We start from the raw sequence: 26,758 nt of genomic DNA on the forward strand, positions 1-26,758 counted from the left end.
CAGTGCAGCGACGCGGGGATCGAATACGTGTTGGCGAACACGGCAGAGCGGTACGACCAGATGCTGGTGCGGTATCTGGCGGCGCGGCGTCGGCTGACGCGGTAGTCGTTTTTTTACAGTTCGGCTTCGACGGCGGGGACTTCGGGGTAGGAGGTGGGCAGGCCGGGCGGGACTTCTTCGATCACGCGCATGGTCTTCCACTTGCCCTTGAGGAATCGCAGGAGGAAGGAGAAGTCCAGGATGATCACGTAGAGGGAGACGATGGTCCAGGCCGCGTAGAGTCCGGCGTCGAGGTGTTCGAGGGCGATGTAGCTGGGAACGACGAGGACGCCGCCGGCGACGACGACGATCATGAACATCACGTAGCGGGTATCGCCGGCCCCCTTGATGGCGGAGGCAAAGACGATGTTCATGGCGTCGAAGACGCTGTAGACGGCGACGAACTTGAGGAGCGTGACGATCAGCGGGCGGAGCTGCTGGAACTCCTGGGGATTCTCAGAGCGGTAGGCGAAGGGCTTGATCAGCAGGTCGGGCGCGAAGAAGCAGAGGCAGGCGATCAGGGACATGTAGAGCAGGGTCAGGTGGAAGCCGGACCAGGTGCTGCGCTGGCCGAAGTCGGGCCGGCCCTTGCCGATGCTCTGACCGACCAGGACGGAAAGGGCGATACCGATTCCCATCATGGGCATAAAGGCGAGGGTATTGACGGTGAAGGCGATGTTGCTGGCGGCGAGTTGGGCCTGTCCGAGGCGTCCGAGCAGGAGGATGAAGACGCTGAAGGCCCCGATGTCGATGAGGGCTTGGACGCCGCTTGGCGCGCCGTATCGGATGAGGCGGCCGAAGAGTTCGCGATCGAAGCGGTAGCCGCTGACGGTGTGGTAGAGGCGGTTGTAGTAGGGCCGGGCCAGGAGAGCCGCGTAAATCGCGAAGGTGATAAAGTGGGCGATGACGGTGGCCCAGGCGGCACCGGCAATTCCCATTTCGGGGAATCCGTACCAGCCGAAGATCATCAGAGGGTCGAGGGCGAGGTTGACGGCGGTTCCGGCCACGTTGACCCACACGATGGGCCAGGTGCGACCGAGTCCGGCGAACAGGCCGGACATGGCGGCGCTGGCGATGGCGGGAAAAGCGCCGAGGCAGAGGATCTGAAAGTAGACGGTTTCGAGTCGGTCGATGGGCGGCTCGTGGCCGATGAAGGCGAAGAGCGGCTCGGCGAAGGGGATGAGGGCGAGCATGACGACGCCGCCGATCATGGCGATGTAGTTGCCCTGCCAGATGGAGGGTCCGATGCGTTCGGGCCGGCCGGCGCCGTGGTATTGGGAGACGAAGGTGCTGACGTAGTTGCCGGTGAACATGAAGAGGCTCATGAAGGTGAAACAGAGGTTACCGGCGGGCAGCGCGGCGGCGACGGCCTGTGGCGAGTACCAGGTCAGGAACACGCGGTCGACGAAGTGGTGGACGGACCAGGAGGCGGTGCTGAGGATCAGCGGGATGGCGACGACCAGGAGTTCGCGGTATCCGCCGGGCCCTTGCCAGCGGCCTTTGAAATGTCGGGCGATGAGACTATCGGACACGTGCGGCTCTCCCTCCGATCAGCGTCGGCAAGCGGTTGGTCAGTCCCGTTTCCAGCGGTAGGGTTGCTGCGGCCACGGGACGAACCGGCCGTTTTCGACGCGGAAGGCGTTGCTCCAGGCCCTTCGGCCGTCGGGACAGACGCACTGGACGCGGACGTAGCCGTTGCGGCCCTGCGCGAGGGTGTGGGCGGCGCGGCTGAGGACGAAGCTCTCGCCGTTGTGGCAGGACTGGCCCCAGCCGGCGGCGGGACCGGCGATGAAGTCGATTCGTCGCACCGGGTCGCAGAGCACGGTGATCTTGTCGTTTTCGACGTCGATGCGGTGGATGACGGGTCCGGTGGAGGCGTACATCCAGCCGTTGTGGATGGCTTCGAGGAGCCCTTGGCGGGTCGGCTGGCGGAGTTTGATCATGGTCCAGGCGACTCCGGCGTCGATGTCGGTGCGGTGGCAATCGTCGACGGCGAGGGCCCAGAGGTTACGGCCGAGGTCGGACATATCGTCCCAGTGGACGTCGGAGAATCCGCGTCCGATGCCGCGGCTGCACGTGGTGTTGAAGACTTCGACGGCGCTGTACCCGGTGAGGGCCATCATGCCGTCGAGCTTGAGGTGTGACCAGTATGGGTGGCCGATGATCAGGGCGACGTCGCCGTTTTGCCCGCGTTCGAAGAGATCGCGGACCTGCGCGGGCTCGTGAAAGCGGCCGGGTTTTTCGAGGCCGAGGACCACGACGTGGGTGCCATCGTCGGTGGTAACTTCGGCGCCGGGCATGACGAGGGTTCCGGGCAGCGAGTCGGGGAGGTTTTCGGTGCCGCCGTGGTCGGTCATCACGACCAGGTCGTAGCCGAGGTCGGCGTAGAGCTTCGCCGTCTCGGCGGGAGACATTTTGCCGTCGGAGTCCGTCGTGTGGACGTGAAAGGCCGCCTTGTACCATCGGCCGTCAACCGCGAAAGGATTGCCAAGCACCACTCGTCTCCTTCATGCGTCATCGTGACCAAACGAAGGGCCATGGTATCAAGCGGCGGACGGTCCCGCCAACCATTTCTGAAGAAGCCTCAAGTGAGGCTGGATTCCGGGGCGACGGCGGGTATGATGCAGCGAAAGCGAGGAGTGGCTATGGAGTTTATGGATGCATTCCTGAGTATCGGACGAACGAACGGCGGATTGCCGGAGTCGCCGACGACCGAGGCTGAGGCCCTGGCGATGATGGACCGGTACGCGGTGGCTGAGGCGCTGGTGTACCACACGGCGGCCCGTGACGCCGATCCGGAGTTGGGCAACGCGGCGTTGTCGGGGTTGAGCAGTCCTCGGCTGCACCGGGTCTGGGCGTTTGATCCGACGGCGGTGATCGCGGAGAAGCCAGGGGCGTTTCTGGACCGGGCGTTGTCGGCTGGGGTGAAGGCGGTGCTGGTGAACCCGCTGGTGCGTGGGGTCCGGGTGGAACGGAGTCCGCGGGTTCTGGAGTTGGCTGAGGCGATGGCGGAGCGGCGAATTCCGCTGTTGACGGTATATCGGCAGTGGGACGGCGGTCAGGACCTGATTGACTGGTACGGGCTGGCCGATTTCTGCGGGCGGTTTCCGGAGTTGCCGGTGATCGCGTGGGAGTGGCGGGCGCGGTCGAACCGTCCGATGTTCGATGCGATGTGCATCGCGCCGAACCTTCGCGTGAGCCTTTCGGCGATCTGGCAGGCCCAGATGGTCGAGACGATCTGCGAGAGTTTCGGGGCCGAACGGCTGGTGTTCAGCCTGGGGCTGCCGAGCCTGGATCCGAGGAGTTTTGGGGCGGTGGTGGCGTATGCAGGGGTTGACCAGAAGGCCAAGCGGATGATAGCCGCGGAGAATTTCCGCTCATTGCTTAGGAATGCCAAGTATGACTAATAGTGGTGAGATAGCCGAACGGGTGCGGAACGGACAGCCGCTGGACCACATTCCGGTGGTGGATTTCCACTGTCACCTGGGAGCCTCGTCGGAGTACTACTATATCCCGCGATCGGGCCCTCGACAGGTGGCGCAACACATGGACCGGTTCGGGATCGATCACGCTGTAACCTTCTGCATTGACACGACTTCAGACGTGGCGGCAGGCAACCGGCTGCAGTATGAGGCGACCGAGGCGTTGCCGGAGCGGTTTTCGGCGTTGACGATGCTGCACGCGGGGTTTCCGCAGGACTGGGCGGCACTGCTGGAGGAGGGGCATCGCCGCGGCAGCCGGGGGATCAAGCTGATCAGCCAGTACCAGGGGGCGTCGGAGCACTGCATCGACTGGTCGCCGGTGTTGGAGTTCGCCCGCGACAAGGGGTGGGCGGTGCTGCATCACCAGTGGGGCTCGCCTGAACGGCTTGAGCATTGGGCCAGGAATTTTCCGGAGGTGGTGTTCGTGATCGGGCACGCCGACGGGTTGCCGTACGCCGGCGTGGTCGGGAAGTACGAGAACGTCTACCAGTGCACGTGCGCGTGCTTTGTGGTCGGTCCCTTCGCGACGGTCCAGGGGTTGCGGGCGGTGATGCCCGCGGAGAAGATCCTGTACGGGTCGGACGCGCTGGACCTGGATTTCGGGACGGGGATCGGGCCGATCGCCCTTTCGGACCTGCCGGAACGTGAGAAGGAGCTGATTCTGGGCGGCAATGCGCTGAGCGTCATGGAGCGGCTCAGGTGGCCGGTCCTATCGCAACAGTGACTGGTGCGCCGCCCCCCTACCGGCTGGCGGTCTCTTCGAGCTGTCAGCGGATTGGAGCAAACCATGATGCCCCCCCGCGAGACTGTACAGAGGAACCTGGATCAGACGTGCCCGGAGCGGATCGGGTTGAACTTCGGCGGCGAAGGCCGGCTAAACGACATGTGGGGCTGCGGCGTGGGCGGGACGCACGGGTCGCGGGAGAAGGTGTGGACGGAGGGGCAGTTCGAGTTCCACCTGGACGTGTGGGGGAACGTGTGGCACCGGATCATCGGGATGAGCCAGGCGGGCGAGATCTTCAAGCCGGCGCTGGAGGACTGGTCGCAGTTGAAGGACTATCAGTTGCCCGATCTGGCGAATCCGGAGAACTTCGAGCGATGTCGAGAGGTGTTCACGAAGGAGGCGGGCGACCATTACCGGCTGGGAAGTCTGCCGGGTTTTCCGTTTTCCATCTGCCGGTATCTGCGGAAGATGGAGGTGTACTTTCAGGATCTGGTGCTGGAGCGGGAGCACATTGACGAGTTGCACGACCGGGTGACGGAACTGCTGGAGAAGATGATCGTGCAGTTCGGCAAGGCGGGTGCGGACGGGGTGTTTTTCTGCGAGGATTGGGGGACTCAGGAGCGGCTGTTGGTGAGCCCGCCGATGTGGCGTGAGATCTACAAGCCGCTGTTCGCCCGGTTGTGCGGGACGGCGCACCAGAATGGGATGCACGTGCTGATGCACTCGTGCGGGTATATCTGGGAGATCATCGACGATCTGGCGGAGGTGGGGGTCAACGCGCTGCAGTTCGATCAGCCGGCGCTGTACGGGTTGGAGCGGCTGGCGGGCAAGCTCAAGGGGCTGAAGGTGTGCCTGTACTCGCCGGTGGATATTCAGCGGGTACTGCCGACGGGCCGGAAGACCGACATCGTGGCGGAGGCCAGGCGGATGGTCGAGTTGTTCGGCGGTGGAGGCGGCGGGTTGATCGCCAAGAACTACGGCGACCTGCACGGGATCGGCGTGGAAGACGAGTGGGACCAGTGGGCGTACGAGGCGTTCGTACAACACAAGGACTTGCAGTAGACGATCTGGAGGAGTGCGGCCATGACGCATCGGGAGCGGGTGCTGGCGGCGTTGCGGCACGAGGAACCGGATCGCGTGCCGATCGATCTGGGCGGGACTTTGGCGAGCACGATCGTGGGCAGCGCATATCCGCGGCTGCGGGAGGCGCTGGGCTTGGCGGTCCACGAGGCTAAGGCCACCTGGACGTACGCGAGTCTGGCGGAGATCGAGGAGGACGTGCGGCAGGCGCTCGATCTGGACATTGTGCATGCTCCGCGGGCGGCGGGCGCGAGCACGTCGGCGAGACGGCTGGGGCCGGATCGGTTCGTCGATGAGTGGTCGGTGCAGTGGCACAAGCCGGAGGGCGGGCACTACTACGTGGAGCACGCTCCGTTCGAGGAGGAGGCGACGGTGGCGGCGGTGGAACGGCATCCGTGGCCGGAGCCGAAGGACCTGGTGAACCTCGACGGTTTCGGCGAGTGGCTGCGGCGGATGCGGCGAGAGACGGACTACGCGATCTCGCTGGAGATCCGCGGGCGGGTGATGTCGATGGGGCAGTTTCTGCGCGGGTTTGAGAACTGGATGATGGATTTGGCTGACAACCACGCGTTCGTCGAGGCGTTGCTGGAGCAGACGACGCGGATCCAGATGGCCATTAATGCGACGGTTCTGGCCGAGGCGGGCGACCTGGTGGACATCATCTACACCTCGGACGATCTGGGCAGCCAGAATGGGACGCTGTGTTCGCCAGCGACGTTTCGGAAGCTGTTTCGGCCGTGCTTCGCGAAGATCTGGGAGCAGGCGCGGCGGAGCAGTCCGGCGTGTCTGGCCCACCACTGCTGCGGGTCGATCCGGCCGTTGATCGGCGAGATGGTCGAGTTGGGGGTCCAGGTGCTCAATCCGATCCAGGTCTCAGCGGCGGACATGGACCCGGCGGAGCTCAAGAAGCAGTTCGGGCGCGAGTTGGCGTTCTGGGGCGGTGTGGACACCGGGTACGTGATGCCTCGCGGGTCGGTTGAGGAGGTCCGCAGCGAGGTGCGGCGGCGAATCCGCGAGATGGGGCTTGGAGGCGGGTACCTCTGCGCAGCGGTGCACAACATTCAGCCGGAGGTGCCGCCGGCCAACATCCTGGCCATGTTCGAGGAGGCGAAGGCGTTTGGGCGGTATCCGATCGGGCAGTAGCGGCTGTTGGAACATAGACGGAAAAGCAACAAAAGGATTGATTGATCGGGTCCGGTTCGCCTAAAATTGGAGCCACGTGGCGTCCGATGGGCGTCCGGTAAGCCGAAGTGGCGGAATTGGCAGACGCGCGGGATTCAAAATCCCGTGGGGCTTACACCCCGTGTGGGTTCGATTCCCACCTTCGGCAGTTGCGGGGCGGCGACGGATTGTGACAAGTCATTACCAACCAGATCCAGTTTTCCTTGTCTTTTCTTTCACCATCGCGTCAGTCAGAGGCACTCCGCGGGACGTGGGCGGCTGAGGCGATGGGGCCCCGTGAGGATCAGGTTGGCGTAGGCTCTTTTGTTCGCAGGCGTATCACGGTTCCCCAGGTGTAGGGCGGCAGCGGGATCAGCTTGGCGGTGGCGACGTCGTTGACGTCGAGCGGGAAGCCCGGCTCGGGGATCAGGCAGTCCGCCGCCACCACGGAGAGAAAGACGCGCAGGCGATGGCGAGTGGCCAGCGGCGGGCGTTCGCGGCCTTGCGCAGCTTGGGTCCAGAAGGGCTCGAGTTGCTGGATGGCCACGATGATATCGCCGTCGCTATCGAGCGAGACGCCGAGGTGGGCGTAGGCTTGGTCGCCCTCGGAATCTTCGAGGCACACGGGCACGCCGCCGGCGGCGCGTCCGAGGCAATCGGCCAGCATCCGCACCCGGTCTGCGGTGGGATTACTGCGAAAAGCGGTCCCGTGATCGACGGCGAATTGCAGGATTCGGCCTTGTCCCAGGCGTTGCTCGGCGGCTGCCGAACTGCTCCCCGCGGTCAGGCACTCGGGCAAGGCGTCAAAGGCTGGGAAGGACTGGCCGTACGGGAAGAGGCGGCTCACCTCGCCGCTGCGCCGGCGGGCGAAGCCCCACTCATCTTGCGTGGCGAACCAGGGCCCGGTGATCAGGGTTCCGCCCCGCCGCACGTAGTCGAGCACCGCCTCGATCTGCGCATCGGCGAGGGCCACGGCCAGGGGCATGAACAGGTAGCGGTATCGCTTCAGGTTTTCGGGGGTCAGATGGGCATCAAAGGCCACGTCCATCCACAGTCCCGCGCTCATCAGCAGGCGGTGCCAGCCCACCAGCGATTTCCAATAGTGGTCGTGCCAGTCGCGGGTGATGAACCCCGGATCGGTTCCGAAGGTGTAGGTGTCGGTCTGCTGCGAAACGTGGAGGGCGGCCAGCGGATAGGACGGCAGGTATCGGTAGGGTTTGCGAGCCCGGATTTCGGCTGAGAGCTCGACGTAGGCGGCGGCGGAGACCGACAGATCGACGCCGCCGAAGCTCGAGTCGGCCCCCGCGGTCAGGCACGAGACGGCCTGGGTGATCAGCGGGTAGGGATTGTGCCTGGGCACGCCGTCGAGCCGATAACGTCCGACACCGCTGGTGATCCAGGTCTCGGAATGGGCCCGGCCGTAGGCCCGGTTGATGCGGGTGTAGAAGGCGGCCTTCCAGGGATCGCCGTCGGCTTCGGTGGCTGAGATGATGTTCGCGTCGAAGGGGTTGAGCGGGACGGCGCCGTTCCAGGGGATGTGTTCGCGATGGTAGTGGTTGATCGCGATGACCGCTTGCGGGTGCGCGGCGTGGATCGCCAGTTCGAGCCGCTGCCAATAGGCGCTGAACGTCCGGTATCGCCACGCCATCCAACGGCGGAACTCCAGGGTCTCCGGGCGGTACTCGCTCGGGGGCTTGTTGCCGGTCTCCTGGCGATACTTGGCTGAGCATGACTCGCAGATACAGGAAATGGGCATCGGACGGCACCAGACCGACGAGTAGGCTGAGCCGTCGAACCAGAAACCGTCGAGGTCGAATTTATCGATCGCCTCGATGCACGCGCTAATCAGGGCGTCGCCGTAGCCGGTGTTGATGCAGACGTTGAAGTCGCGGTGGGTGTCGTCCGGAGCCTGGTCGACCAGGAAGATCTGCCGCCACTCCGGATGGTCCAGCCAGCCCTGGCGGTTCTGCGACATGGAGGCCCAACTGATGGCCGGCGACCCCAGATCGTGGATGGTCCGCACCCACTGGATCAGCCGCTCCTCGTAGGCCGGGTCGAACCCCTCTCCGGTGGGCAGATAGGCCGACTTGTACAGGACGTTGCCGGTCAACCGCAGTTCACGCTGATCGAACACGCTGATCCATCGGGCCTCGACGCCGCAGGTGGCCGCGGTCCGCTCGAACACTTCCGTCGGCATGCCCGCAATCTCGCCGGTCGGAAGCGGGCGTTCTTCGAGGCGCAGCCCGGACTCGAGGTACGACCGCCGGCCGGTCGGACCCGCCGGATCGATCCGCAGGTTCAACAGCCAGTCGCCGCTTCCCGAGATGTGACGGCAGCACAGGACATGGCGACCCGGTTCGACCGCCACGGTCACCCGTGTCGGGAAATAGCCCACCGGTCCGCCGTTGCCCGAACGGCTCTCGGCGATCTGGCGCCCATCGAGCCACAACACAAATCCCCAGTCCGCGTCGATGCTCAGGACGAACCGCAGCGGCTCGGAGACGGAGAATTGGCAAAAAGCGTAGGCCTGCGGCGAGCCGCCGGGTACGTGCTCGAAGAGCCTGCGGAACCGCAGCGTGCCGTCGATCAGCCGGGCTGGGATGGGCGTGAACGTCCGGCCGGCCACGGTGATTTGATCGGGCACCTCGGTTGCGCCGTCCGGGGGCAGAGGCGTCCAACCGAGCGAGCCCGGATAGGGGCCATAGTTATCAATGGGACCAAAGACCGTCCAATTGGCGAACAATTGATCGGATTTCATCGGCATTTCCATCAAAACTCACTGATGGCGTCGTGAAACACGGAGCAGCGATTATAGGCCGTCGCCGGTTCTTTTCAACGGTTTCGTCGGGGTCTATCCAGGTGCGCGTATCAGTGGGACGCGACCGTCCGGGCGGATGCTGCGTGTCTGCTGGACGAGCAGGGCCGGCGGATCATGAGCGTGCCTATTAAGGAGACGAAGGAACGGTTCGCGATGGCGGGCGAGACGTTTGGAAGCCGATCCTGTCGCATGTCGAGTCTTCAACCGCGGCGACACGAGCATGGTCGAACTGGAATTCAAGGAGGCTGCGAGGTTGTCGCTGGTTAAACTAAGGCAACCGCGTTAACGATAACTTTGGTTCTATAGAGGTACGTCGAGATGGCAGGAATACGGGTCGAGCGGACGATGCACATCGAGCGGCCGAACATCCTGGAAGAGGCCGTGGTGCGGTCGATCGGTTACGTGTCGGGCAAGGCGAACGTGCTGCAGGAGTGCGTCTCGTTCGGCGGGCAGCGGCGGTACTACTTCCGGGTGAACCGGATCAGCGACCACGGCTATGCGCCGTCGCCGGCGATGATCCGCCGCAGCGAGGACAACGGGCGGACATGGCAGGAGGTCGGCCCACGCCAGGAGATCCTGCCGCTGCACGGGAAGTGGCGGCTGTGGGTCGAGGAGCCGAATTACATCCTTCGGCCGGGCACCGAGACGGTGGCCCAGATGTACGCCACCCGAGAGAACCTCACCGACCTGCTACCGTGGGACCAGGGCTCGCCGTTTGCGGTCACCACGCTGCTCTGGACGCGGATTTCGCACGACGCGGGCCGGACGTGGGGCGAACCGGAGCAGGTGGTCATGGAGGGTCCGGAGTTCAACCCCCGCCACTGGGCCCCGGGCGTCTGGTACGGGCGGAACAGCGCGGCTTCGGAGGGTGTCGAGCCGGTGTTCCTCCCGGATGGGCGGTTCATCCTGCCGGTGTTCGTGCCGGTGCCGGATCAGCCGCACCAGTGGCAGTCCGGTGGGATCATCGGACAGTGGCGGCCGGACGGAGGCGGGATCGGCTGGCGGATGACCGCGACGGCCACCGTCGGCAAGGACGGTTCGAACTGCGGCGGCGACGAACCGAGCATCGCGCTGCTGGAGGACGGACGGCTGTTCATGTCCATGCGGGTGCGGGTGGACCCGAATGACGGGACGAGCATTCCCAGCGGCAAGTTTTACGCGGTCAGCGACGACCTGGGCGAAAGCTGGTCGGCGCCCCAGCTCTTCCGCTACGATGACGGCGAGCAGGTCTACTGCCCAGCGTGTCTGGCCCACGTGTTTCGCGGCCGCAACGGGCGGCTGTACATCATCACCAACATTCTGGACAAGCCCACTTACGCCTGCGATCCGCGAACGAAGCTGCAGATCGCCGAGATCGACCGCCAAACGTTCCGGATCATCCGCAGCAGCGTCACGATCATCGAGCAGCGTCAACCCGGCCAGAACGACCTGGTTCGCTTCTCGAACTGGCGGCGGTACGAAGACCGCAAAACCGGCCACGTGATGCTCTACATGTCAGCGTGCCCCGGCAACGAGGGCCGGCACGAGAACTGCCACTGCCCGCCGCACAGCTACCGGTACGAGATCATTCTGCCGGAAGGGTAGCCTTTGCGCAGCAGGCGCCTTCGTGGGTCCATTGACTCTGACGGTGGCAGTGGAAGGCTGTATCGATCCAGCACAACAGGAGTAGTCCGGCGCTGAGGACCGTGCCAATCCGGGATCTCAACCACAATTCCCGGCTCCATAGTACCGCTATGTACCACCTCCCATCGTCCGCCCACCGATTCAGGCGGATGCCCGTTATCACTCAGTTTTGGTTGCCCCTCATCAGCATAGCACAATATACATGAGTACTACTTGTACAACAAAACGCTTGCGTAGTGCTACAGTAGTTATTATGCTGGTGTGTATGGAAGGAGCAGTAGAATGCCTACAAAGACGGTGATCAGAACTGTAGGCCCCCTATCGTATGATCGGGTCCGCAGGGGCATCCTGGAGATGATCCGGGAGCACGACCTCCAGCCGGGGGATCGGCTTCCTTCCGAGCGGGAACTGGCCAGAACGTTCGGCTTGAACCACCAGACGATTCGTAAAGCCATGGCGGTCCTGGTCCAAGAGAACGTCATCGACCGGCGGGTCGGGGCAGGGACGTTTCTGCTGGCAGCGCCCGATGCCGATGGTGCGGCGGGACCTGCGGTGCAGAGGTCGTCCGTTCCCAGCGGTCCGACGCCAGGGGGCAGAGGGGGCATTCAGAAGGCCTCAGCGGTATCCACAGTGGTTTTCGTCTCATCAAGCCAGCCGTTTACCGACAACGTCTATTCTTTTGCCGTTCAGGAGGCCTTCGCCGGATCGCGTTGGTCGGTCAGCACCCGCTGCGGCCACGCCAACCTCGAGTGGTACGCGAACATTCTGGCCGATTGCCGTGATTGCCCGCCGGCGGGGATGATTCTGGCGACCGTCGCTCCGCAAAGCTTCCGTTACGATCCACGGATGCTTCCACAAGCCTGTACGAAGGTGGTGCTGCTGGGCCATGAGATTCCGGGCCAGACGTATGACCTGGTGCGGACGAATGCCTACTATGAAGGCATTCAGTTGGGCGACTATATCGCCGATCGAGGGTACCAGAACCTCTTGTACGTCAGCCCGAGCAAGCCGGACGAGGTGCCGGAAACACAGACGTTGCTGGGGCTGACCCAGCGGCTGTCCGAGCGGGGGATTTTTTTCGGGGAGGAGAACATCCGGCGATATGATGACCGCCACAGCTACGGGCCTCACCCCGATCCGATCATCGACGCGTATCATTTCGTCGGGTCGCTGTTGCGTACGGAACGGCCGCGGTGCATTATCGCCGGCCACGACTGGGTGGCGGTCGGCGTCGTGCGGGCGCTGCAGGATGCAGGCGTCGCCATTCCCGGCGAGATGGCGGTAATCTCGGCTGAGGGGGTGGGAAACACGCACCTGGTGGCCGGGACGCCGAAACTGACCACGTTCGATACGCTCTATTACTTCCGCGCGCGGGCGGCCGCGGAGTTGCTCAAGCGCCGGTTGGAGGGCGACGACAGCACCCCTCGCTGCCACGAATTCCACGGCCGGATTATCGAAGGAGAAACGGGATGAGACGAGTCCGAGAGCATGGCAAGCGGGCTGGATTTACCCTGATTGAGCTCCTGGTGGTGGTGGCGATCATCGCCGTGCTGGTCTCGATCTTGCTGCCCGCGCTGCAGTCGGCGAGGGAGAAGGGACGGGCGGTCCAGTGCCTGAGCAACCTGAAGCAGATGGGCACAGCGACCGCGATGTACATGGACAGGAACTCCGATTTCTTTCCCATCGCATCGTGGGGCACGCCGGACTGGTACGGCCGCGCGATTCCGGAAGCGACCTATGTGGATTATGACGGATCGACCAAGACATTTTACTACTACTGGGCAGGGTTGATCTGGCTCGACACCAACCGGGATCCGAAGATGTTCCACTGCCCATCGAGCCACGGGATCGGATGGTGGACCGACGATCCGAAATGCCTGGCCAACACCTACGGAATCAACGTGGGGCAGAACGGGACAATGGGCTCTTGGGAGCCGAGAGGCCCCAGCTTCATCGAATCCTCCTATCAGATGAACGACGTCAGGCAGCCGAGCCGGATGTGCCTGTATTCCGAACGGCCTCCGGACAAAAACGCCTACCTGAACTGGGGGTTCGGCGCCGGGATATACAAGTGGCAGATCGACATGGAGTTCGAGTGGTGGGCGGACCCGGCCAGTTCCCCGAAGGGGGCGTGGATCAATCGTTTCCATCACCATGAACACCAATGGAACGTCTTGTACGCGGATCACCATGCGGCCAGCGTTCCGCCGGAGACCTGCCACGGCATGGACTTCTGGTACGCTCTGTACGAGTAAAACGATGGAGTAAGCGTCAACCTCCCGTAGCCTCCTGCGAAGCACACACAGGCAGTTGAGAAGGAAAGCTCCCCATGTTCAGAAAGACGGCACCTATCATGGCGGTATTGGCATTCGGTTGGATCGGATCACCGGGGCGGGCCCAGGGTCCGGATCCGGTCTTTGTCGATCGGATGGTCCTATTTTCCGGCGAGCGCGACCTTTGGCCGGGCGGGACGATCTACGCGATCGGATACAATGGCGGAACGACCTCGGACATACGGCACGGACCCACAACCATCGTCATCACGACCACCGAAGGCGGTGGCGGCGGATGGCGTTTCACGCCGCATCAGTTCCCGGTGCTGGATCGGTACCTGGCCGACCCGCGAGGGCGGCTGAAGGTCGAATGCCGCTGGCCGGATGACAAGGAGCCCGGCGGCGTGCGGGTGGCCTTCAAGTCGGACACGAGCGTCGTGGGCTCTTCGCAGTCTCCCTTTACGCCCGATCGCAGCCTGCCGACGGCTACGACATTCGAGCCGGCGGATGAGGAGGGTTGGCAGCGGTTCAGCGTGCCACTGGCCGAGTTGGAGAGCGGAAGCGCCGCACTGACCGCGGAGGCAATCCTGTTCTTCACCGAAAAGCCCACGCAACTGGAAATCCGCCGGATCGAAGTCAGCCGCGACCGCAACGTGAGCCTGGAATTGTACTGCGATCCGGGCATGGCGTGGAGGAACCTGGTGGTTCGCGGCCGGACCGAGCCCGCCGTCGAAAAGGTGGACATCGTAATCCGCGACGGCGAGGGCAAGGAGAGCGTCAAATCAGAAGCGGTCAAAGACGGCGTTTTTGCGTGCGTCTGGAACTCGCCGCCGCTGACCGAAGGTCGGACCAACACGGTCTGCGCGATCATCCGGGACGGCCAGAACCCCGCGGACCGATCCATCCCGATTGAATTGGACGGCACACGCGGCGACAATGAGCACCTGTGGCTGCGGGTCAAGGGCAAGCACATCGTGACCTCGCCGCTGGCCAAGGGCGGCGAGCGGATGTTCATCCCCGTCGGATTGGGCTATTCACGGGACGTGATCATGTCACGCGACGACGACGGGGTCATGAAATACTGCAGGGACCACCATCTCAACACCGTGAGATTCCCGTTCTACCTGCGATACTGGAACACCGGCGGTGAGCAGATCGACCTGGACCGGCACATCGCCGAGCACATCGACCCGGTGGTCCAGGCCGCCAAGCGGCACGGCCTGTACGTCATCCTCGACATGCACGAGTACTTCGAGGGCGGCAACGTCGATGCCATCGAGCGGACCGCCCGCAGCGTCAGCCAAGTCGGCCCCTGGCCCGAAGAGGTCATTCAGAAGTGGTGGATCGACGGATGGGTCAGGGTCGCCGAAAAGTACAAGGACGAGCCGTACGTGCTGGGCTACGAGCTGTACAACGAGATGCACGATTTTGCCCCGGAGGTGGTGCGGGAGTACTACACGCGATGCCTCAAGGGCATTCGGCAGGTCGATCAGCGGCACATCATCATCGTGGGCGGCTGGGACTGGTGCCACGCCCGCTCGCTGGAGGACACGTGGGACCCGGTGGCTTCAGCGGTCGACGCTCCCTACAACAACGTGGTGTTCACGACGCACGAATACCCGCCGGACAATCAGCCGTGGCTGATCCAGGAATGGATGACCGCCTTCCGCGACAGGCACAACGTCCCGGTCATGTGCACCGAATTCGGCGCGCCCTACTGGGCCAACTCGGAAACGGCCACGCGGCAGGGCATGGCGGGAATACTGGCGATGTTCGCCAAGGAAGACATCGGCTGGATGATCTGGGCCCTCAGCCGCCTCGCCGACGACCCGAGAAACCACAATGGTGTTTGGCCGCGGGACTCCCTGGCGTATACTGATATCTGGCCGCCGGTGGCGAGGATCATGGGCAGTTCGCTGCCGGAACGGGCGCCGCGGCCGGCGTCAAATGAACGACAGGAGAATTGAGCTTGTACGATTGGCAGAATCCGAAGGTCACCGGGATCAACCGCGAACCGCCTCACGTTACGTCGATCCCGTTCCCGGATGAGGCCTCGGCCCGCAGCGGACAGCGCGAAGACACGCCGTACTTCCGGCTGCTGAACGGCCAGTGGCAGTTCCGATACTTCGAAAGGGCCTGTGACGTTCCCGATCTCGGAGATTGCTCCCGGTGGACGTGGGACCAGATCACCGTTCCGATCAATTGGCAGATGGCGGGCTACGACCGTCCGCACTACACCAACGGCCGCTACCCGATCCCGATGGACCCGCCATTCGTTCCGAACGACAATCCCGTCGGAGTATATCGGCGGACCTTCACCATTCCCGAGGAATGGGCCGGCCGGCGCGTCTCGGTCACGTTCGACGGTGTGGATTCGGCGTTCTACCTCTATCTGAACGGCAGGAACGTCGGGTTCAGCAAGGTCAGCCACATGCCGGCGGAGTTCAACATCACGCCGTACCTGGCCGAGGGCGAGAACGTCCTGGTCGTACAGGTCTTCAAGTGGTCCGACGGAACGTACCTCGAAGACCAGGACATGTGGCGGCTCAGCGGCATCTTTCGCGACGTCTACCTCGTCGCCGCCCCGCTCCTGCACCTGCGCGACGTCCGCATCCGGACGAAACTCGACGACCGGTGCGAGGACGCGACACTCGAACTGGCCGCTTGGGTGAACAACCACTCACCGCAGGACACCTCGGGCACGTTGGCGGCCAAGCTGCTGGACGAGACAGGGACAGTCATTGCCGACGTTGCGACGGATAGCCTGACGGTCAGCGGCAAGCAGGAGGCGGTCCACGAATTCTCCACACCCGTCATTGCCCCAAAAAAGTGGTCGGCGGAAGAGCCGAACCTCTACACGCTGCTGATCACGCTGACAGGGAACAACGGAAGCATCCTTGAAGTCCAGCGGCAGCCCGTGGGATTTCGCCGGGTGGAGATCCGAGATTCGATGCTGCTGGTCAACGGCGTTCCCATCAAACTCCAGGGCGTCAATCGCCACGACACCGACCCCGACACCGGCCACACCATCTCACGCGAGTCGATGATCCGCGACATCGTGCTCATAAAGCGGCACAACATCAACGCGGTGCGAACCTCGCACTACCCGAACGACCCCTTCTGGCTGGACCTCTGCGACCGCTACGGCCTGTACGTGATCGGCGAAGCCGATCTGGAGTGCAATGGGTTTGTGATTCCCACCATGGATCCCAAGGACTGGGCCCAACTGTCGGATGATCCGGATTGGGAGGCGGCGTATCTGGACCGCATGGTCCGCATGGTCGAACGCGACAAGAACCACCCGTCGATCATCATGTGGTCGCTCGGCAACGAATCGGGCTTCGGCTGCAATCACGTCAAGATGGCCGACTGGGCCCGTCAGGCCGACCCGATGCGGCCGATCCACTACGAGGGCGACTACGACGACAAGATCGCCGACGTCCATAGCCACATGTACACCTCGGTGCCCGAGCTGATCAAAGCGGCGGAGGACCCAGCCGACCAGCGGCCGTATTTCCTTTGCGAATATGCTCACGCGATGGGCCAGGGGCCGGGCAGCCTGAAGGAGTACTGGGAGGCCATCCGCAAGTATCCCAAGCTGATCGGCGGCTGCGTGTGGGAATGGGCCGAACACGGCGTCCGCCAGAGAAAACCCGACGGAACCGAGTGGTTCGCCCACGGCGGCGATTTCGGCGATGATCCACACGACGGGAATTTCTGCTACGACGGCCTGGTTTCGCCCGACCGGATCCCCCGCAGCGGACTGATCGAATACAAAAAGATCCTCGAACCCGTGCACGTCGAAGCCTTGGACCTTGGCAAGGGACGGCTGCGAATCCACAACCGGTGGGCGTTCTCCAGCCTGAATGGCCTGCGGGGCGTCTGGGAGATCAGGAAAGACGGTGAGACTATCCAACATGGCGAACTTGACATCTTGGACGTGGCCGCTGGGTCGTCCGCGGATCTGTCTATCCCGTGCGATTCGCCGACGGATGTGGACGGGTCCGAGTACTCCCTGCACCTGAGCTTTGCACTGGCAAATTCCACTCTCTGGGCCGAGAAAGGATACGAGCTGGCATGGGCGCAGTTTCTGTTTCCGACGAAGACGCCCAGTTTGGCTGCGTTTGCAGAACCACGAGGGTCAGAGCTGACGTTGGATCAGTCGGGAAACAAGGTTCTCATTGAGGGTGGCGATTTCCGCATCGAGTTCGACCGGCACTCAGGAACCATCGTCGATTGGCGATATCGCGGTTCGTCCCTCGTTGCCCAAGGTCCGCGGTTCAACCTCTGGCGGGCCCCGACCGACAACGACGTTCACGTCGCCAAACAGTGGTATCAGGAGCGATTCGACAAGCAGATGCAGCGGACAGCCGACGTGCGGGTATCACGGAACTCACCCGTTGAGGCGGCCATCGAAGTGGACGCCGTGATCGCTCCCCGAGCCATCCGACCGCAACTGGCGTGCACCTATCGGTACGTCATCCACGGCAGCGGCAGCGTCGTCCTTACAATCTCCGTTCGGCCGCTGCGGGACAACCTTCCGGTCCTGCCGCGGGTCGGCTTGCTCATGAGCCTGCCGAGCGGATTCGAAGACTTCTCGTGGTATGGCCTTGGGCCCCATGAATGCTACGTCGACCGCCAGGAGAGCGGACGGTTGGGCGTCTGGAAGAGCACCGTCACCGAACAGTACGTGCCATACGTCAAACCCCAGGAACACGGCAACCGGATGAACGTGCGTTGGGCGACGCTGACCAACCCGCAAGGCCTGGGACTGGCGCTCTTCGGCTTCTCCACGATCAACATCAGCGCATTGCACTTTACGCCGCCGGACCTGACCGACGCGAAGCACACGGTCGATCTGGCGCCCAGACCGGAGACGTTCCTCTGCCTCGATCACGCCCACCACGGCCTGGGAAGCAATAGCTGCGGCCCCGTGCCGTTGGACCAGTATCATCTTCGAGCCAAGCCGATGCAGCTCACTATCGGTCTCCGTCCCTTGGCTGGGTCACAAGATATGCCTGAACTTCTCCGACGGATGCGGATGGAAGCGTCATGAACGGCGATAGTCGGCGGTTCTGCCGAGCAGGCGGAGGAGGCCGTCGAGGATGGTCAGCGGGTGCGGCGGGCATCCGGGGACAAAGAGGTCGACCGGCACCGCGGCCGAGGCGCCGTTGTGCTGTTCCGGATGGTCGCGGAACGGACCGCCCGCGATGGCGCAGGCGCCGACGGCGATGACGATTTTGGGAGCGGGAACGGCTTCGTAGGTTTTGCGGAGGGCCAGCCGCATGTTCTCGGTGACCGGGCCGGTGATCAGCAGGCCGTCGGCGTGGCGCGGCGAGGCGACGAACTGGATGCCGAACCGGCCGATATCCCAGGCCAGCGTCGTCAGCACGTTGGAATCGGCTTCGCACGCATTGCACCCCCCTGCCGAGACCTGGCGCAGTTTGAGCGAACGGCTGAACAGCTTTGAGGCCAGCTTGTGCGCGGCGGAGGGGAAGTCGGGCGAGCCGTGCGTCACCATCAGGTCGTCTCGGGCGGCGGCGGCGAGGCGGTACTCGCGGCTGAATTGGATCGCCTCGTGCGGACAGGCGTTCTGGCAGGCGCGGCAGAACAGGCAGGCGCCGGTGTCGAGGCGGGGCGAACCGGTCAAATCGTCTCGCGTGATCGCTCCGATCGGACAGACCGCGACGCATTGCGAGCAGCCGTCCCGACAACGCTGGGCGTCGATGACCGGCCGACCGGCGAAACGCGGCGGAAGCGGCGGCGGACCGCCGTCGGGATAGGCCATCGTCTGGTGTTTCTGCTGCAACCGGGTCTTTAGAACGCGCAGCATGTCAGGCGGCTCCTTCGGTCACAGGTCGTGACCGCAGTACGAGAGGTTGAAGCTCTTGTTGCACAGCGGGAAGTCTGAAATCTGCTGTTGTCGCAGTGCGCAGGCCAGGCCGAACCAGTTGTGGAACGAGGGATCGACGACCTTGTACCAGGCGAAGCGGCCGGCCCGGTCGGTGGCGGCCACGTGGCAGATCTCGCCTCGCCAGCCTTCGGTGAGGCTGACCGCCAGGGCGTTGGGCCGCGGAGCGGAGGGTTCCTTGAAAATGGCTCCGCCCGGCAGCGACTTGAGCTGTTCCCGCAGGAACGCCAGCGACTGGCGAATCTCCAGCCATCGCACGTAGGCGCGGGCGAAGCAGTCGCCGGTGGTCCACGTGCAGACGGGAAGCTGGGCGAAGCGATAGGCACCGTAGGGGAATTCGTGGCGCACGTCGCAGATGATGCCGCAGGCGCGGGCGGCCACGCCAACCAGGCCGATGCGGCGGGCCAGGTCCTCGGAAATTATGCCGGCGCCTTCAAAACGGGCCAGAACGGACGGGGCGTCGAACATCAGTTCGACCGCGCCGGTGGTGTCGCGATCCAGTTTGTCCAGGCGGCGGAGCAGTTCGTCGATCGTCCGGGTGTCAGGATCGTGGGCGACGCCGCCCGGCCGGACCAGGCCGCGGCCAAAGCGGTTGCCGCAGAGTAAGGCGCTGAGGTTCAGCGCGTCGCCGCGGATGCGGCCGCAATAGCTCATCGTCGGCAGGAAACCGACGTCGCCGGCCAGGGCGCCGAGGTCGCCGATGTGGTTGGCAAGGCGTTCCAGTTCGGCGCCGACGGCGCGGAGGCACCATCCTCGGGCCGGCGCGGACGTTCCGCTGAGGGCTTCGACGAGTGCGGCGTAGGCGGTGGCGTGGCCCACCGTGGTGTCGCCGGCCAGCGTCTCAGCGTAGTGGACGGTCCGGCGATCGGGTCCGCCGATCATGGCCCGCTCGACGCCGCGGTGCTGATAGCCCAGGGAGATTTCCAGGTGATAGACGGTCTCGCCGTGGCACTGGAACCGGAAGTGGCCGGGCTCGATCACGCCGGCGTGCACCGGCCCTACCGCGACCTCATGCACCTCGTCGCCGTGCATGCCGAAGAAATCGGTCTCGCCGATGGTCGGCGCGTCCGTTGGCCGATCCGACGCGGCCGCGGAGTGCGGCGGCTGAAACCGGATGGGCTTGAGCCACGGGTGCCCTTCCGGACGGATATTCCACTGCTCGGCGATTTCGCGTTCGAACCAGTGGGCGGCTGGGCAATCGGGCGTGAGGGCGGGATAGGAGTCGCCGACCTCGCAGGCGAGCAGGCCGATATCGCCCGAGCGGGGACAGGTCAGGACCGCCGTCAGACGCTTGGCAGCCCCATTCTCGGCCGGAACGGCCAGCAGGGCTGAGAGGCGCGATCCCGACGCCAGTTCGTCGATGACCAGTTCCCGGAAGCGCGGCCCCGATACGGCTGGGCAGGCGGTTCGATCCGCCGCCTGGCCATTGTGAATTCGCAGGAAATCGGACGACGCCATCAGTGAACTCCGATCCTGGATGCGACCGACTGGAGGAAGTCCCAGAACGACACAGGGACATAGAGCCCCAGAACCAGCGACGCGGCGGCCATCGCCAACGGCGGCGCCACCGACCAGGCGGCTTCCTTGCGGTCGGAAGAGGGAACGTCCGCGTCCGCTTGTCCGAACGCCATCGGCAGGACGATCCGCGCCATCGCGGCGAAGATGACGCCCAACGTCAGCAGATAGACGGTCGCCACCACCCAGCGGCCGCCTTCCAGCGCGCCGCGGAGGATCGTCAGCTCGCTGATGAACAGCCCGAACGGCGGCGATCCGACGATCGCCAGGAACCCGGCGATCCAGAGGCAGCCGGTGATCGGACGCCTCTGCAGCGCGCCGCGCACGTCGGAGGCGATCTTGGTGCCGTAGGCGGCCAGCAGGTTTCCCGCCACGAGAAAGAGCATGCCCTTGGCCAGCGAGTGGTTGACCGCGTGGAGCATCGAGCCGGCCGCGGCCAGCCCGCCCAGACCGACGCCCAGAGCGAGAATGCCCATGTGCTCGACACTGGAATAGGCGAGCATGCGCTTAAAGTCGGTCTGGCGGATGAGGAACACCGCGGCGAACCCCATCGACAGCAGGCCGAACAGGACCAGCAGTCCGCCGCTGAAGCCCTGGAGCCCAGCCGCGCCGAGCACGGTGTGGCCGCGCAGAATGCCGAGAAACGCGCAGTTCAGCAGCGCTCCGGACAGCAGGGCCGAGACCATGGACGGCGACTCGCTGTGGGCGTCCGGAAGCCAGGTGTGCATCGGGGCCAGGCCCATTTTGGTGCCGTAGCCGACGAGAAACAGGATAAACGCCGCCTTCAGCCACATCGGGTCGAGCGTCGAAGCGTGCGACAGCAGTTCGTCGATGCTCAGGTGGACCGCCTGGCCGCGGGCGGCGAAGGCCAGAAAGAAGTTGCCGAGCAGGGCCAGGGCGATACCGACCGAACAGATCAGCAGATACTTCCAGGTCGCCTCGAGGCTGCGGTGGTGGCGGTGGAAGTGGATCAGCGGCGCGCTGACCAGCGTGGTGGCCTCGATGGCCACCCACAGAAGGCCCAGGTGCCGGCTCAGACACACCAGGCTCATCGCGGCCAGGAACAGCAGCAGACAGCCGACGAAGATCGCGTCGGGCTCGTTGCGAAACAGGAAGCCCTCCTCGAAGTCGCGGGTGACCGGATCGGCCCGGCCGCCGAGATAGCCGACGGTGTACGCAGCGGCGGCCAGGAAGATCGCGCTGGTGATCGTCAGAAACAGCAGTCCCGGTTCGTCGGTTCCGATCCACGTGCCCCGCTGCGGTCCGATCCGCCACAAACCGATCACCGCCAGCAAGTGGCCGGCGCTTCCAGCCAGCAGCCACCACCGGCGCAGCGTCCGCCACGGCAGCAAGGCCGCCGCCCCTCCCGCCATCACCGGGACCAGAATGACCGTCCAGAGCATGCGTTAGTCCCTCAAGACCGACAGTTGGTCGGTGTCGATGTGGTCGAACTCGCGGCTGATGTGATAGATCGCGATACCCATGACGAACACCGCGACCAGCAGGTCCAGCAGGACGCCCAGCTCGACGAGCAGCGGCTCGTCCACCGCCAGAGCGGTTCCGAAGGCGTAGACGCCGTTCTCCATCGCCAGGTACCCCAGCACCTGCGTCAGGGCCTTGCGCCGCGAGACGATCATCAGCAGACCGGTCAGAATGGTGAACAGGGCAATCACGCAGACCAGCCCTTCTCCGGCCGGCATTCCCTGAGCCAGCGGCCGGACCACCCAGAAACTCGCCGCCAGCAGCAGCGCTCCGATTAGGACCGACGAGGTGAAACCGATCAGCGGCTCAAGTTCACGCTGCGTCCCGGACTCCCTGGCCGCCCGCCGCAGGAGCCACGGCAGCAGCAGCGCCTTGACACCGAGAATGGCGACGGCGAACGCGACCACGCGCACCGTCAGGTGCGAGGCGTGCATCACCAGCGGCATGGCCCCGAGGATGACAGCCTGAATGGCCAGCGTCTGAATGCACGCGGCCAGGCGGCTTGAGCCCAGCAGCCGGAAATTCGTCAACACCAGCAGGATCAACAGCGTATCGAGCAGCAATTCCATGCCACGTTACCTCAGCAGCCAGATGACGGCCAGCAGCGACAGCACCGACGCCGTCACCAGTAGTTGCGGCAGGCGGATCAGCCTCAGTCGGGCCATCACCGACTCGATGACGCCCACCACCACCGCCATGACGGCCAGACCGATCGCGCCGAGCGCCAGATCAACCAGAGGATGACCAGTGCGCAGCGGCACGGCCAGACCAACCAGCAGCGATCCCAACACCCACAGCTTCAGGCACGCTGCGTAGTGGATGAACGCCAGGTCCACCCCGCTGTGGTCCAGCACCATGACCTCGTGAATCATCGTCAACTCCAGGTGCGTGTTGGGGTCGTCGACCGGGATGCGGGCGTTCTCCGTCAGCAGCACGACGAGCACGGCCGCGGCGACCAGCACGAGCGCCGGCACGTGCGCCGCTCCGGCGGACAGCGGATCGGCGTACATGCCGGTCAGCGAGAGGCTGTGCGAACCCGCAGCCAGGGCGGCCAGGCCCAACAGCAGCGCCGGCTCGGCCAGCATTGAGAACTGCACTTCGCGGCTGGCCCCCATGCCCTCGAAGGCCGACCCGGTATCGAGCGCGGCCAGCACGGTGGCGAACCGCATCAGGCCCAGCAGGTAGGCCAGCACGAGCATGTCGCCGGGAAACGCCAGCAAGGCCTCGACGCCTCCGAGCGGCGCCATCAGCAGGGCCGCCGCCGCACAGCCCACACCGATGATCGGACCCGCACGAAACAGCCACGTCGTGGTCCGGCTGTAGACCGCGCCCTTGCGGAGCAGCTTGGCCAGATCGTAGTACGTCTGAAGCACCGGCTGGCCGTGACGGCCCGCGAAAAAGGCCTTGGTCCGGTTGATGATGCCCAGCAGCAGCGGGCACGCCGTTAGGGCCAGAAGGACATGCAGCACGCTCGCCGTCGTCATCGCCCCACCCCCAGCTTCCACACCAGCAAAACGATCAGCGTGACGGCGATGTAGAGGATGTAAAGTTGGTTGCGGCCCTGCTGGACCCACCGCAACCGCCCGGCCAGCCAATCGGCAGCCAGGAAGATCGGTCGATAGACGAAGCGCCGGAAGCCGTCGTCGGCGTGCGTCTCGATGGCGGCCCTGGTCGGAAACAGGTCTGATGGACGGTGTTCGTGGACGGTCGGCTGGAGGAGCCATCGGAACATGTTCAGGATCGGCCACGCGAACGACGACGCCGTGTACTGCATTCGCGCGGTCGGAGCGATATAGCCGCAGTCCCAGGTTCCGCTCGTCTCGACCGGCCGGCCGGACAGCAGGCGACGGCGCAGGACGGCCAAGCCGCTCAGCATCAGGATCAGAACGCCGCCGGCCAGGCTGACCTTCCAGAGGATCGACGCTGCGCTGATGAACATGGTTTCGGACACGGTCAGGCCGCTGGCGTCCATCAGGCTTTGAACAACCGGTCTCACCACGGTCAGCACCAACGCGCCCAACATGCCGACCACGACGCACATTGCCGCCAGGATCAGCATGGGAACGTGCATGGTTCGCGGCGCCTCATGCGCCGCAGCCGCCTGGGAGCTTCGGGGCTCGCCGAGGAAGACCACGCCGAACGCCTTGGTGAAGCACGCCGCCGCCAACCCCCCTATCATGCCCAACGCCACGATGGCGACCATGGCGGCCAGGACGCTCGGCGACATAACTTCGGCCCCGGCGATGACGGAAAACGCGCCGACGTAGATCAACAACTCGCTGACGAAACCGTTCAGCGGAGGTAGACCGGAGATGGCGGCTGAGCCCACGACGAACGCCGGTCCGGTCAGGGGCATGCGCTTGAGCAGGCCGCCCTGGTGCTCGATGTTGCGCGTGCCCGTGGCATGGGCCACCGCCCCGGCTCCGAGGAACAGCAGGCTTTTGAAGATTGCGTGGTTCCACACGTGCAGCAATCCGCCGGCCAGGCCCAGGAACGCCAGCGTGGCATTGCCCTCGCTGATCCCCAGCAGGCCAAGCCCCAGGCCGAGGCAGATGATCCCGATGTTCTCAACGCTGTGGTAGGCGAGCAGGCGTTTTAGATCGTGCTGGGCCAAGGCCATCAAAACTCCAATCAGACCGGACGCCGCACCAATCGCCAACAGCGTCCATCCCCACCAGCTCGGCGGCGCGCCCAGAAACGTCAGCGTCCGCAGCAGGCCGTAGATGCCGGTTTTGATCATCACGCCGCTCATCACGGCTGAGACGTGCGACGGGGCGGCCGGATGGGCTTCCGGCAGCCAGACGTGCATCGGCAAAAAACCCGCCTTGGTTCCGAAACCCACAACGGCCAACAGGAAGAGCACGCCCGCCATCGGGCCGCTGCCGGGCACGGAGAATTCATCGAAGTCCCACGTCGCGCTTCCCCAGCCGAGCAACACAAACAACGCCAGCAGCGCAGCGGTGCCGAAGTGCGTCGCCACCAGGTACGTCCATCCAGCCTGCCGAACCTCCTGCCGCTCGTGCTCGAAGACCACCAAAAAGAACGACGCCAGCGACATGATCTCCCAGGCGATCAGGAACAGCACGCCGTTGCGGGCCGTGACCACCAGCAGCATGCTCGCGAAGAGGATGCAGTAGAAACACCAGGACGCGCCGAGGTTCTTGCGGCCCAGGTGGGCCTTCAGGTAGCCGCCGCCGTAGACGGCTGCGAGCATGCAGATCACCGCGACAGCCAGGACGAAGTACGCCGACAGGGCATCCACGGCCAAGCTGAATGAACCGAATGGAATGCTCCAGGGGATCTGAATGGCGTCTTCGCGGCCCGTCCAGAGGGCGGTAGCGCCCGCCATCGCCGCCGGCACGCCGCCGATGAGACTGATGGCGACGCCCAGCCGGTTGGACAGGCTGCCTCGCCGACCCGCAAGCAGACAGATCAACCCGCCGCCGCCGAGAATGGCGGCCGACCAGACGACCAGTTGCGCAGCCATCGCTACACCTGCCCCTCTCCGGACCCGGCCGATGCAGCGACCGTCAGCTCCAACCCCCTTGCCGCCGCGTACAGCTCATCGCGCGAGGCCTTGCGGGCCACCGCCTCGGCAAAAGGCGAGGCACGCAGGCCGTAGGCCAGCTTCGACAGCAGGTTCAGATGGGCCTTGATGGTCGGACTGACAATGGTGAAAAGCGTGTGGACGGGCTTGCCGTCGATCGCTTGGAAGTCGATGTTGTTTTCGAGGAAACTCAGCGCCACCAGCGGCCGGGAGACGTGCAGCGTCACCGGGTTGCGCACATGCGGAATCGCGATGCCCTCGCCGATCCCGGTCGACCCGATCGACTCCCTGGCCAGCAGGACCTGCAGCAGGAACTCCCGGTCGACCTCTTCGGGAAGCGGAAGCATCTCGACCACGCTCCGCAGGGCGCTGGCCCGGTCGCGGCCTTCGACGCGGTAGTGAATGCCGCCGGTCCGCAGGGCGTCCTCCAGCGACGGGATGAACGCATCCTCAGGCTCCTCAAGGAGTTTCGGCGAGACCGGGATTTGCTCGGAGGTCGCCCACTCCAGAAGCTCGGCCCGGTTGAACCGGTACTGCTCGCTGACGCGGTGGACCGGCAGCTTCCGCTGGGCAACCCATCGGTAGATGGTCTTTTCCGAGACCCCAAGGAGCTCGGCGGCATCTCTGACGCGTAGTTTCACTGAAGGTTCTTTGACAGTTCTTCGCTGTGTTTGGACATTTATGACATCAAGTGTCACATCGTATTATCCTAAGACAGATGTGTCAAGTCCTGAGATTCTCCAAAATGTGCAACAGTTGCACTCCAATCCGCCGGTTTGCCCTTTTGGGAACCCGAAAAAGGACTTGGAAGTTTGTCCGACAAACTTTACAATAGGCGACAGTTAAACCTGACAAATGAGGTGGTGCATACGCATGCCCGAGAAGCGAGTGCAGATCCGTTCGATCATCCTGACCGCCCTGAACCAGGGCGAATTGGCGGTCGGAAGCCGATTGCCCACCGAACACGAGTTGGCGCGACAGTATGGAATCTCGCGGGCCACCATCCGCGAAGGGATCGCCAGCCTCGTCCAGGAGGGAATCCTGACCCGCCGCCGGGGCGCCGGCACGTTCGTGGCCAGCCTGACCCCCGAGAACGGCAGCAA

Annotated in this window: 20 protein-coding genes and 1 tRNA gene; 11 read left to right on the forward strand and 10 right to left on the reverse strand. The window is 64.5% G+C overall.

All coding sequences use genetic code 11. From position 1 onward, the window contains the following. Positions 1-113 precede the first annotated feature (113 nt). Together GXY33_01730 and GXY33_01735 are read right to left on the reverse strand one after the other, a co-directional pair. On the reverse strand, positions 114-1,556 hold the full coding sequence (locus GXY33_01730) for an MATE family efflux transporter (GenBank protein ID NLX03843.1): 1,443 nt from the start codon (positions 1,554-1,556) through the stop codon (positions 114-116). Between the two features lie 54 nt (positions 1,557-1,610). After that, positions 1,611-2,534 (reverse strand): PHP domain-containing protein, encoded by a 924-nt coding sequence (locus tag GXY33_01735; protein ID NLX03844.1) that lies wholly within the window; start codon positions 2,532-2,534, stop codon positions 1,611-1,613. A 150-nt stretch (positions 2,535-2,684) separates the two neighbouring features. Here GXY33_01735 and GXY33_01740 point away from each other — a divergent pair, with 150 nt between their 5' ends. The 5 genes from GXY33_01740 to GXY33_01760 all read left to right on the forward strand — a co-directional run bounded on the left by GXY33_01740 (position 2,685) and on the right by GXY33_01760 (position 6,655). Next, a complete protein-coding gene (locus GXY33_01740) occupies positions 2,685-3,446 on the forward strand; it encodes a hypothetical protein (protein NLX03845.1) in 762 nt (253 codons plus the stop codon). Beyond that, the gene (locus GXY33_01745) at positions 3,439-4,245 is read left to right on the forward strand and encodes an amidohydrolase family protein (protein NLX03846.1); all 807 of its coding nucleotides are present in this window, start codon (positions 3,439-3,441) and stop codon (positions 4,243-4,245) included. Before GXY33_01740 ends, GXY33_01745 begins: the two co-directional genes overlap by 8 nt. A 63-nt stretch (positions 4,246-4,308) precedes the next feature. Continuing rightward, on the forward strand, positions 4,309-5,307 hold the full coding sequence (locus GXY33_01750) for a hypothetical protein (protein ID NLX03847.1): 999 nt from the start codon (positions 4,309-4,311) through the stop codon (positions 5,305-5,307). A 21-nt stretch (positions 5,308-5,328) separates the two neighbouring features. Then, positions 5,329-6,468, forward strand: a complete 1,140-nt coding sequence (locus tag GXY33_01755; protein ID NLX03848.1) for a hypothetical protein — start codon at positions 5,329-5,331, stop codon at positions 6,466-6,468. A gap of 101 nt (positions 6,469-6,569) precedes the next feature. Then, a tRNA-Leu gene (locus GXY33_01760) sits at positions 6,570-6,655 on the forward strand. A gap of 135 nt (positions 6,656-6,790) precedes the next feature. On the opposite strand, the gene GXY33_01765 is transcribed toward GXY33_01760, so the two are convergent. Then, positions 6,791-9,130, reverse strand: coding sequence for a hypothetical protein (locus GXY33_01765; GenBank protein NLX03849.1), 2,340 nt, complete (start codon positions 9,128-9,130; stop codon positions 6,791-6,793). A gap of 492 nt (positions 9,131-9,622) precedes the next feature. Here GXY33_01765 and GXY33_01770 point away from each other — a divergent pair, with 492 nt between their 5' ends. From GXY33_01770 to GXY33_01790, 5 genes are all read left to right on the forward strand, one after another. Beyond that, on the forward strand, positions 9,623-10,888 hold the full coding sequence (locus tag GXY33_01770) for an exo-alpha-sialidase (GenBank protein NLX03850.1): 1,266 nt from the start codon (positions 9,623-9,625) through the stop codon (positions 10,886-10,888). 321 nt (positions 10,889-11,209) lie between these two features. Beyond that, positions 11,210-12,400, forward strand: a complete 1,191-nt coding sequence (locus GXY33_01775; GenBank protein NLX03851.1) for a substrate-binding domain-containing protein — start codon at positions 11,210-11,212, stop codon at positions 12,398-12,400. Next, positions 12,397-13,182: a DUF1559 domain-containing protein gene (locus GXY33_01780; protein ID NLX03852.1), complete on the forward strand. Its 786-nt coding sequence runs from the start codon at positions 12,397-12,399 to the stop codon at positions 13,180-13,182. The genes GXY33_01775 and GXY33_01780 overlap by 4 nt, the downstream gene beginning before the upstream one ends. A 74-nt stretch (positions 13,183-13,256) precedes the next feature. Beyond that, a complete protein-coding gene (locus GXY33_01785; protein ID NLX03853.1) occupies positions 13,257-15,167 on the forward strand; it encodes a glycoside hydrolase family 5 protein in 1,911 nt (636 codons plus the stop codon). Between the two features lie 2 nt (positions 15,168-15,169). Then, on the forward strand, positions 15,170-18,256 hold the full coding sequence (locus tag GXY33_01790; GenBank protein ID NLX03854.1) for a DUF4981 domain-containing protein: 3,087 nt from the start codon (positions 15,170-15,172) through the stop codon (positions 18,254-18,256). On the opposite strand, the gene GXY33_01795 is transcribed toward GXY33_01790, so the two are convergent. Genes GXY33_01795 through GXY33_01825 form a run of 7 tightly spaced genes read right to left on the reverse strand, consistent with a single transcriptional unit; the run spans position 18,251 to position 26,296 of the window. Continuing rightward, the gene (locus GXY33_01795; GenBank protein ID NLX03855.1) at positions 18,251-19,033 is read right to left on the reverse strand and encodes a 4Fe-4S dicluster domain-containing protein; all 783 of its coding nucleotides are present in this window, start codon (positions 19,031-19,033) and stop codon (positions 18,251-18,253) included. The two genes, GXY33_01790 and GXY33_01795, sit on opposite strands and share 6 nt — an antisense overlap. 18 nt (positions 19,034-19,051) lie before the next feature. Continuing rightward, a complete protein-coding gene (locus GXY33_01800; GenBank protein ID NLX03856.1) occupies positions 19,052-20,569 on the reverse strand; it encodes a hydrogenase in 1,518 nt (505 codons plus the stop codon). Beyond that, the gene (locus tag GXY33_01805; protein ID NLX03857.1) at positions 20,569-22,029 is read right to left on the reverse strand and encodes an NADH dehydrogenase FAD-containing subunit; all 1,461 of its coding nucleotides are present in this window, start codon (positions 22,027-22,029) and stop codon (positions 20,569-20,571) included. Before GXY33_01805 ends, GXY33_01800 begins: the two co-directional genes overlap by 1 nt. A 3-nt stretch (positions 22,030-22,032) precedes the next feature. Further along, entirely contained in the window at positions 22,033-22,677 is a 645-nt protein-coding gene (locus GXY33_01810; protein NLX03858.1) for a hydrogenase, read from the reverse strand. A 6-nt stretch (positions 22,678-22,683) separates the two neighbouring features. Beyond that, the gene (locus GXY33_01815) at positions 22,684-23,592 is read right to left on the reverse strand and encodes a hydrogenase (GenBank protein ID NLX03859.1); all 909 of its coding nucleotides are present in this window, start codon (positions 23,590-23,592) and stop codon (positions 22,684-22,686) included. Continuing rightward, positions 23,589-25,595, reverse strand: coding sequence for a hypothetical protein (locus GXY33_01820; GenBank protein NLX03860.1), 2,007 nt, complete (start codon positions 25,593-25,595; stop codon positions 23,589-23,591). Before GXY33_01820 ends, GXY33_01815 begins: the two co-directional genes overlap by 4 nt. Positions 25,596-25,597: 2 nt before the next feature. Beyond that, positions 25,598-26,296 (reverse strand): PTS transporter subunit EIIA, encoded by a 699-nt coding sequence (locus tag GXY33_01825; GenBank protein NLX03861.1) that lies wholly within the window; start codon positions 26,294-26,296, stop codon positions 25,598-25,600. A 232-nt stretch (positions 26,297-26,528) separates the two neighbouring features. Between GXY33_01825 and GXY33_01830 the strand changes: the two genes are divergently transcribed. Beyond that, on the forward strand, positions 26,529-26,758 hold a 230-nt coding region (locus GXY33_01830), incomplete at its 3' end, for a GntR family transcriptional regulator (protein NLX03862.1).

The sequence above is a fragment of the Phycisphaerae bacterium genome (genome assembly GCA_012729815.1).
Lineage (GTDB): Bacteria > Planctomycetota > Phycisphaerae > JAAYCJ01 > JAAYCJ01 > JAAYCJ01.